Genomic DNA, 2,419 nt, shown 5'->3' on the forward strand with positions numbered 1-2,419 from the left:
GTGGGGGCGGCCGTGCCGGCCGGGGTCGGGGTCGGGGCGGGGGGTACGGTCACGTTCCGGGATTCCTGTGTTCGTCGAGCGTGGTCACGTCAGACCGGCCGGCCGTCGGCCGCCGGCTGCCGCACGGCCGGGTCCGGCGGGGCGCCCACCACTCCCGTCCGCCGCAGCTTCTGCCACCGCAGCCGGCCGCCCGTGAGTGCGGTGATCCAGGACTGGAGCAGGACGACGTACATGATCTGGCGGTAGAGGATCTGCTGGAGGGGCAGCGAGATCAGGTGGGTCATGCGTTCGCGGTCCAGGCGGAAGGCGTACGCCGCGCAGACCGCCTGGAGGGCGAGGACGCCGAGCCAGGCCGCGATGGTCTTCCCGGTGGGGCCGAAGACGAGGCCGTAGAGGAGGAAGACGTCGATCAGGGGGGCCAGCAGCGGGGCGAGGACCATGAAGAGGGAGACCAGCGGGAGGCCGACCCGGCCGAAGCGGCCGGAGGGGCCGCGCTCCACCAGGGCCCGGCGGTGCTTCCAGATGGCCTGCATGGTGCCGTACGACCAGCGGTAGCGCTGGGACCACAGCTGCTGGACCGTCTCGGGGGCCTCGGTCCAGGCGCGGGCGTTCTCCGCGTACACGACCTTCCAGCCGTCGCGGTGCAGGGCCATGGTGACGTCGGTGTCCTCGGCGAGGGTGTCCTCACTCATCCCGCCGATCCGCTGCAGCGCGCTGCGCCGGAAGGCGCCCACGGCGCCCGGGATGGTCGGCATGCAGCGCAGCACGTCGTACATCCGGCGGTCGAGGTTGAAGCCCATCACGTACTCGATGTGCTGCCAGGCGCCGATGAGCGTGTCGCGGTTGCCGACCTTGGCGTTGCCCGCGACCGCGCCGACGCGCGGGTCGCCGAAGGGCTGGACGAGTTCGCGGACCGTGGCGGGTTCGAAGACGGTGTCGCCGTCCATCATGACGACGATGTCGTAGCGGGCGTTCGCGAGGCCGCGGTTGAGGGCGGCGGGCTTGCCGGCGTTGAGCTGGCGGACGACCCGGACGTTCGGCAGGCCCATGGCCTCCACGATGCGGGCCGTGCCGTCCGAGGAGCCGTCGTCGATGACCAGCACCTCGATGGGATGCTCGCTCGCCATCAGGGAACGCACGGTGTTCTCGATGCACTTGGCCTCGTTGTACGCCGGGACCAGCACCGACACGGGTTCGGTGACCGGCGGTCCCCAGCGGAAGCCGCGGCGGCGGACCCGGCGGGCGTGCCAGCCGGAGAGGAGCAGCATCAGCACGAACCGGCCGATGACCAGGGTGCCGATGATCGCGAGGCCGACGACCAGGCCGTCGGTGATGTGCTCGGAGGCCTGGACCAGGAAGATCCACGCCTGGCCCTTCCAGAGGTCGAGGCCGGTGACACGGGTGTGCGCGCTGGGCGCGTCGAGGGCCTCGGTGAGGTTCTGGAAGGCGTAGCCGCGCGCCTTGAGGTCGGGCAGGAACCGGTCCAGGGCCTGCACGGTCTGGTGGCGGTCGCCGCCGGAGTCGTGCATCAGGACGATGGCGCCGTCGCCGCCCTTCGGGGTGGCGCGGCGGATGATCTCGTCGACGCCGGGCTTGCGCCAGTCCTCGCTGTCGGTGTTGTTGACGACGGTGATGTATCCGCGGCTGCCGATGTACTCGGTCACCGGCCAGGACTCGTTGTCCATGGCCGCGGAGAAGGAGGAGTACGGCGGGCGGAACAGGGAGGTGCGGATGCCGGCCGCGCCGGATATCGCCAGCTGGTTCTGGGACAGCTCCCAGTCGATGCGCCGCTTCGACTGGTAGGAGAGGTCGGGGTGGTTGAAGGTGTGCAGGCCGATCTCGTGGCCCTCGTCCACCATGCGCTCGACCAGGTCCGGGTAGCGGGAGGCCATGGTGCCGGTGACGAAGAAGACGGCGTGCGCGTCGTGCTTCTTCAGCACGTCCAGGACCTTCGGGGTCCACACCGGGTCGGGGCCGTCGTCGAAGGTGAGGACGAGCCGGTGGTCCGGCACGGACAGCGTGGTGGGACGGCCGCTGCGGGCGTCGATGACCGGACCGCCCGTGAGGACGTCCTCCGGGACGCGGTCGCTGGCCGCGGCGGGGCGGACGCGGTGGTCGGCGAGGATCTCGCTGTGCACGTAGCCGCGCAGCATCAGCATCGCCATCAGGGCGACGAGGACGAGCGCGGGCAACAGGAAGCGCAGGGGCAGGCGGCGTTGCCGGGAGCCGTCACGGGCTCCGGTCGCCGCCCGGTGACGGGGGCGGGATGCCATCAGAGGACGTGCTCCGGGGACGAGGCGTGGGCGGAGAGCGGGGAGTCGACGGACGTACGGCCGGGACGCCTGTCGGTGCCGACGCCGTTGCCCGGGTTGCCGCCGCCGGTGACCGGGGAGGGGGCGGCGGACGGGTCGTCGTCGGC

Annotated in this window: 1 protein-coding gene; it reads right to left on the reverse strand. The window is 71.8% G+C overall.

The annotated features are described in order from the left end of the window. Positions 1-89: 89 nt before the first annotated feature. A complete protein-coding gene (locus CCN42_RS38795; protein WP_169731608.1) occupies positions 90-2,273 on the reverse strand; it encodes a bifunctional polysaccharide deacetylase/glycosyltransferase family 2 protein in 2,184 nt (727 codons plus the stop codon). Between the last annotated feature and the right edge of the window lie 146 nt (positions 2,274-2,419).

The organism is Streptomyces glaucescens, assembly GCF_002154375.1.
Classification (GTDB): domain Bacteria; phylum Actinomycetota; class Actinomycetes; order Streptomycetales; family Streptomycetaceae; genus Streptomyces; species Streptomyces glaucescens.

Bases quoted from the DNA above. Each gene is read 5' to 3' on its own strand.
- CCN42_RS38795 (WP_169731608.1), bottom strand. From the start codon at position 2,273: ATGGCATCCCGCCCCCGTCACCGGGCGGCGACCGGAGCCCGTGACGGC.